Origin of the sequence: Ruminococcus sp. 1001136sp1 (assembly GCF_039841815.1) — a bacterium.
Classification (GTDB): Bacteria; Bacillota; Clostridia; order Lachnospirales; family Lachnospiraceae; genus Blautia_A; species Blautia_A faecis.
In genome coordinates, this window is sequence record NZ_JBDPGY010000010.1 from 179,831 (window position 1) to 186,446 (window position 6,616).

Consider the following 6,616-nt stretch of genomic DNA (forward strand, 5'->3'; position numbering starts at 1 on the left):
CTCCTATGAACAAACGAAACTTCAAAGGCTGGCTGTACCTTCTGCCGGCTATGCTTTTTCTGGGTATTTTCATGGTCTACCCTCTTATCGATGTTTTTATCTATTCCTTTGAAGAGGGCTATAATTCCGCTTCCCAGACTTACTATGGGACAGGTATGTACAACTATTCCTACGTCCTTCATGACCCATATTTTCTCCAGGCGATCCGGAATACCTTTATCCTGGTTGTGATCACAGTGCCCCTTTCCACTTTGCTGGCACTTCTGATTTCCGTTGCCTTAAGTTCTGTGAAGGCTCTGAAAAAACTTTTCCAGACCATTTACTTTCTGCCATATGTAACCAACACACTGGCCGTTGGACTGGTATTCATGATTCTTTTCAAAAAAACCGCTTATTCCGACGGACTGATAAACCTGGTGCTGAAGCTGTTTGGACAGGGACCTGTAGATTTTATTGACGGACCATACTGGGCGAAGATGCTGGTATTATGTATTTATACCATCTGGATCGTTATGCCTTTTAAGGTACTGATCCTTACCAGTGCCCTGGCTTCTGTAAACCAGAATTATTACAATGCAGCCCGGGTAGACGGTACCTCCAGATTCCGTATTTTTATCCGGATCACCCTACCGATGATCTCTCCCACTGTTTTCTATCTGATCATCACTGGTTTTATCGGTGCATTCAAGGCTTACAGCGATGCAGTTGCCCTTTTTGGCACAGACTTAAACGCAGCTGGCATGAACACCATCGTAGGCTATGTTTACGACATGCTTTACGGAAATGGCGGCGGCTACCCGTCCTATGCCTCAGCAGCAGCGATCCTGCTGTTTGTTATTGTTTTGACAATCACCTGCATAAACCTGCTTGTAAGCAAAAAACATGTATACTACTCGTAACGGTGAAGGTTCACCCTCTTTATCTGAAAGGTATTTTCGGGCAAAATCTCTCACAAATTGTGACGTACATTTTACAGAAAGCCTTTTTCAAACACGCTCTAGTACATCGTTTCGTAAATAACTACACCAATCGCGTAGGATGTGGATTCGAGTGTGCAGGCATAAAAACGCAGGCGTAGCGGGCTACGCCGAGGCTTTTATGCCTGTGCAATCGGATTCACAGACAAGTGAGTGGTATAGTTATTTCGAAAACGATGTACTAGTCTTCATAAAGGAGAAAACATGGAAAAAGATACCACTCAGTTTACAAAATCGGAGCATACTGCCGCCAGACGGCATTCCCTGGGAAACATCCTTGTCTACCTGCTGCTTACCATCTGGGCTCTGGTTGTACTGTTTCCTTTTTACTGGATGCTTCTTACCTCTGTAAAAAGCTACAGTTCCTACAACGCAGAGCACATTCCCACCTTCTTTACACTGACGCCCACCCTGCAGAATTATGCAGATGCCTTTACAGCAGTGCCCCTGGGAAAATATCTGCTGAACACACTGATTTTCACAGTTGCCACCACTGCTATTATGATGGTTGTGATCACACTGTCCGCCTTTGCTTTCGCAAGGCTTGAATTCAGAGGGAAAAATCTGGCTTTCACTTTATTCCTTTCCCTGATGATGATTCCAAACGAACTTGTGATCATTACCAATTTTGTGACCATCACCAACCTGGATATGCGGAACACCTTCCTTGGGCTGATCCTGCCATCTGTCACCTCTGTATTTTATATTTATCTTCTGAAAGAGAATTTCGAACAGGTACCGGATGAGCTTTACCGTGCAGCCAAAGTGGACGGAACCTCAGATCTGAAATACCTTTGCAAGGTGATGATTCCCATCTGTAAGCCTACCATGGTCACCATTGCTATCCTGAAGGTGATCGAATGCTGGAATTCCTACATTTGGCCAAGACTGATCACCGATGACCAGAACTACTATCTGGTTTCCAACGGAATCCAGGAGATTCGCGAAAACGGTTTCGGTCGTGAAAATGTCCCTGCTATGATGGCGGCGGTAGTTGTGATTTCCCTGCCCCTGATCATTTTGTTCCTGCTTTTCAGAAACAAGATTATGTCAGGAGTTTCAAGAGGAGGTACAAAAGGATGAGACTATTCAGACAAAAACATCCTGGAGCGTTCCACCAAAAGCCTTTCCTGCTTTTTTCCCTGGCTGCCCTTTCTTCTGTGACTCTGCTTACAGGCTGTCATGGCGCGAAGGACCAAAGTGCCTTTACCATTCCCGGGGAATTTGACACCTCCAGAGATTACGAAATCACTTTCTGGGCCAAAAACGACACAAACAAAACCCAGACCGAAATCTATAAAAAGGCAATATCCGATTTTGAAGCCCTGTACCCCAATATCACCGTAGATCTTCGGCTTTACACGGACTACGGCAAAATCTACAACGATGTAATCACCAACATCGCCACAGGCACCACTCCGAACGTATGTATTACCTACCCGGACCATATTGCCACCTACCTTACGGGAAACGATACCGTTGTCCCTCTGGACGATCTGATGGCAGATTCCAGCTACGGACTTGGCGGTGATAAGCTTGAATTCGCCTCAGTGAAAAAAGATGAGATCATTCCCCGTTTTTTACAGGAGTGTTCTTTTTCCGGTCACTATTATGCACTGCCTTTCATGCGCTCCACAGAAGCCTGCTATGTAAATAAAACCTATGTGGAAAAGCTTGGATACACCCTTCCAGAAACCCTCACATGGGATTTTGTGTGGGAAGTAAGTGAAGCCGCTATGGCGCAAAATGCAGATGGAACCTACAAGGTCAACGATCAGAATGTACTGATTCCATTTATAGACAAGTCCACAGACAATATGATGATCGAAATGCTAAAGCAGAAAAATGCAGGATATTCCACTGACAGCGGAGAGATCCAGCTTTTTAACGACACCACGGCAAGTCTGCTGGATACCATCGCGGAGCATGTAAAAACCGGTGCTTTTTCCACTTTTAAAATTTCCAGTTATCCGGCTAACTTCCTGAATGCAGGGCAATGTATCTTTGCCATTGATTCCACAGCAGGCTCCACCTGGATGGGTACAAATGCCCCTCTTGTGGACATCAGTTCTGATGCTCTGGTGGATTTTGAAACAGAGGTTATGACCATTCCACAGTTTGATCCGGATAATCCGCAGATGATTTCACAGGGACCTTCTGTATGTATCTTCAATAAGAAAGACCCTCAGGAAGTGCTGGCCTCCTGGCTCTTTACACAGTATCTGCTCACAAATGACGTACAGACCGCTTATTCTGAAACGGAAGGTTATGTGCCGGTTACCAGCAAAGCCCAGGAATCCGACCAGTATCAGGATTATCTTTCCAGGGAAGGGGAAGACAATTCCACTTACTACGATGTAAAAATAAAAGCGTCCAGGCTGCTCCTTGACAATGTAGAGCACACTTTTGTTACCCCTGTATTTAACGGCTCCGCTTCTTTACGTGATGCTGCAGGACAGCTGATTGAAAGCGTGACCAAATCTGTCCGAAGAAAACAGGAGATTGATGATGCCTATATTGATAAACTTTACAGCGATGTAACCTCCCTGTATCACCTGGATCAGATTTCCTCTGATCAGTCCTCCGGGAAAAAAGAGCTTGGACCTCTTCCCGCAGAATCCAGAATTCTTCTTGGAAGTCTGGCAGTAGTCTGGGGTCTGATTCTTCTTTATCTTTTACTTGAACGATTAAAGAAGAAAAAAGGTTACTGTTCACTTCGTTCACAGTAACGCGCTTCGCGATGCACAGAAATCATGCATTCGCATGATTTCGCGCCGCAATTCTCGGGTTTTCTGTGAACTTTGTTCACAAAAAACGCCTCGCGGAACGTTACCAGTGAACAGTAACGAAAAAAGCGTAATATTTAAGCTTGATTTCCCCATAATTTTGTTTATAATAAAAGTGATTGTGTACAATCGTTTTTGACAGATGACTTTACACTCACCTTGTCAGACATCTGAATTTACGTACCCAGAAAGGAGATACTATGAAAAAAAGACTTGTATTACTGATGGCGCTCTCTCTTACATTTGCATTCCCGGCAGCTGTTATGGCTGAGGATACCACTGCTGCAGAGGAAACTGCTGATGACACAGAAGCAGCTGACAGCACTGCAGAAGATGCAGATGTGAAATCCGAAGGTGTTATGACCCATGACGAATACCTTGCAGCAGCTGTTGATGACGAAGTTACCATCGAGACCTATGTACAGGCAAAGCAGTCCTGGTGGGAAGATAAAGCTACCTTCTATACCCAGGACAAAGATGGTGCATACTTCATTTATAATATGCCATGCTCCGAAGAAGACTATGAGAAGCTGGTTCCGGGAACCAAGATCAAAGTAACCGGATATAAGGCAGAATGGTCTGGCGAGATTGAGGTTGCAGATGTTTCCTCTTTCGAGATTGAGGATGGCGAATACATCGCAGAGCCGCTTGATGTAACAGATCTTCTTGGTAAGGACGAGCTGATCGATCATCAGAACGAGCTGGTATCTTTCAAGGGAATGACCGTAGAAGCTGCCGGACAGGATGCTGACGGAAACGATGTAGCTTACCTTTACAATTACGATGGATCCGGTTCTGAGGGAGATGACCTTTACTTCAACGTTTCCCTTAACGGCGAAACCTATACTTTCACAGTAGAGTCTTATCTCTGTGACAAAGACAGCGATGTTTACAAAGCCGTAGAAGCTCTGAACATTGGCGATAAGATCGATATGGAAGGCTTCCTGTACTGGTATGAGGGCGTAAACCCGCACATTACATCTGTTACAGCAGCTGAATAATTTCACATAATTCCAGACAAAAAAACACCCGGGCACAGCTTCCTTTATGAAGCACGTATGCCCGGGATTTTTTATCCGATTTTTGTGTTCCTGTATACATGTACCCAATATATAATTTCCACCACTGCCGTAATTCCCCATGAGAAAATGTACAGCAGATATAAAGACGAAATCGTCTTAAAGTGGGCAAACACCGTATTTACCCATACCATTCGGAAAATACAGGATCCTATAATTACAATAACCGTCGGAATAACACTCTTTCCAAGAGCACGGGAAGCCGCAATGGCACTGTCCATAAATGCAGAAAATCCATAACTAAATCCCATAATCGTAAGTCGTTTCATTCCGGCATCCACAACCGCAGGATCATTGGTAAAAAGACCCAGGAACTGTCTGCCGAAGATAACCAGTGCAATACCACCTATAGTTCCAATTCCAAAGGAATAAGCCAGGCTGACCAGATAACTGTTTCGCACTCTTTTTCTTTTCCCTGCACCGTAATTCTGCCCCATAAAGCTTCCGCAGGCTGTATAAAAAGCAGCCATGGAGTCATACAAAAGAGCATCCGCATTTGCCGCAGCGGAATTACCTGCCACCATCGTAGCATCAAAGGTATTGACGCCTGCCTGGATAAACAGATTTGCCACCTGAAAAATACCGTTTTGCAATCCTGCCGGAAGACCGATCTGGATGAGGTATCCTGCCATTCTCTTGTCAAACCTCAGTTTGGAAAGACGAAGTGCATAATCCCCGCCCACTTTTACCAGAGCCCGGAGGATTAGAAACGCAGATAAATACTGGGAAATAATACTTGCAGCTGCAACACCTGCCACATCCATTTTACAGACAATTACAAAAAACAGATTCAATACTATATTTACAATACCAGCTGCACCCAGATAATACAAAGGCTTCTTCGTATCTCCAAAAGCACTGCACACCGCATTACCAAAATTATAAAGAGCCATTGCCGGCATTCCCAGAAAATAGATCCTTATATACAGTACTGCACCATCCAGAAGTTCTTCCTTGGTATTCAACAGCTCCAGAATTCCCTTTGAAAAGAGCAGTCCAAAGATCAGTACGATCATCCCCGCAGCCATACTTACCAAAAGAGCCGTATGTATCGTCTTGATCGTACTTTCTTTATCCTTCGCTCCGAAAAATCTTGCCACCAGAACATTGGTACCGCCGCCCATACCGATCAGAAAGCCCGTAAAAAGAGTTACAAGCGTAGTAGTGGATCCCACTGCCCCCAATGATAAAGAGCCCGCAAACTGACCAATAACCGCGATATCCGCCATATTAAACAACACCTGCAAAAAGTTGGTCAGCACCAGAGGGATACTAAAAAACAGCATTTTCCCCCAGATAGAGCCTGTGGTCAGGTCCTGTCTGTCCTCTTTCATTTCAATTCTTCTCCTTCGTCAAATCCAAAATTTCTTCCGGCACTGCACCTCGAAACTGTTCAGAACTTTCAATGCAGCTCGCACCCCTTCAGATCAAGCCAAACCTATTTTGCACCGGAATTTTGTGCGCAAATAAAGCTCTTGAATAAATCAAGAGCTTTAAGAGGTGCCACCCAGATTTGAACTGGGGATAGAGGTGTTGCAGACCTTTGCCTTACCACTTGGCTATGGCACCATATTATTTAGTTCTTCGCCGAAGCGAATGACTCCAAGGGGATTTGAACCCCTGTTACCGCCGTGAAAGGGCGGTGTCTTAACCGCTTGACCATGGAGCCTTATCAAATCGGGCTTCATGCTCCGATTAAACTCCCCCTGTTGGACTCGAACCAACGACACTTCGGTTAACAGCCGAATGCTCTACCGACTGAGCTAAGGAGGAA

At 44.9% G+C, this 6,616-nt stretch carries 5 protein-coding genes and 3 tRNA genes; 4 read left to right on the forward strand and 4 right to left on the reverse strand.

Going from position 1 to position 6,616, the window contains the following annotated elements; all coding sequences use genetic code 11:
* The first annotated feature begins 5 nt into the window (after positions 1-5).
* The 4 genes from ABHC48_RS11130 to ABHC48_RS11145 all read left to right on the forward strand — a co-directional run bounded on the left by ABHC48_RS11130 (position 6) and on the right by ABHC48_RS11145 (position 4,764).
* Positions 6-899 carry a sugar ABC transporter permease gene (locus ABHC48_RS11130; RefSeq protein WP_118583647.1) on the forward strand — a complete coding sequence of 298 codons (894 nt, stop codon included), beginning with the start codon at positions 6-8 and terminating at the stop codon, positions 897-899.
* A gap of 282 nt (positions 900-1,181) precedes the next feature.
* The gene (locus ABHC48_RS11135) at positions 1,182-2,060 is read left to right on the forward strand and encodes a carbohydrate ABC transporter permease (RefSeq protein WP_118583645.1); all 879 of its coding nucleotides are present in this window, start codon (positions 1,182-1,184) and stop codon (positions 2,058-2,060) included.
* Positions 2,057-3,706, forward strand: a complete 1,650-nt coding sequence (locus ABHC48_RS11140; protein ID WP_173715684.1) for an extracellular solute-binding protein — start codon at positions 2,057-2,059, stop codon at positions 3,704-3,706. The genes ABHC48_RS11135 and ABHC48_RS11140 overlap by 4 nt, the downstream gene beginning before the upstream one ends.
* 257 nt (positions 3,707-3,963) lie before the next feature.
* Entirely contained in the window at positions 3,964-4,764 is an 801-nt protein-coding gene (locus tag ABHC48_RS11145) for a hypothetical protein (RefSeq protein ID WP_173717580.1), read from the forward strand.
* Positions 4,765-4,835: 71 nt separating this feature from the next.
* Here the strand turns inward: ABHC48_RS11145 and ABHC48_RS11150 are convergent, their stop codons facing one another.
* The 4 genes from ABHC48_RS11150 to ABHC48_RS11165 form a co-directional block, all read right to left on the reverse strand.
* Positions 4,836-6,176 (reverse strand): MATE family efflux transporter, encoded by a 1,341-nt coding sequence (locus ABHC48_RS11150; protein ID WP_195699510.1) that lies wholly within the window; start codon positions 6,174-6,176, stop codon positions 4,836-4,838.
* 164 nt (positions 6,177-6,340) lie between these two features.
* A tRNA-Cys gene (locus tag ABHC48_RS11155) sits at positions 6,341-6,411 on the reverse strand.
* 28 nt (positions 6,412-6,439) lie between these two features.
* Positions 6,440-6,511 (reverse strand) — tRNA-Glu (locus tag ABHC48_RS11160).
* A gap of 31 nt (positions 6,512-6,542) precedes the next feature.
* Positions 6,543-6,615 (reverse strand) — tRNA-Asn (locus ABHC48_RS11165).
* Position 6,616 lies beyond the last annotated feature (1 nt).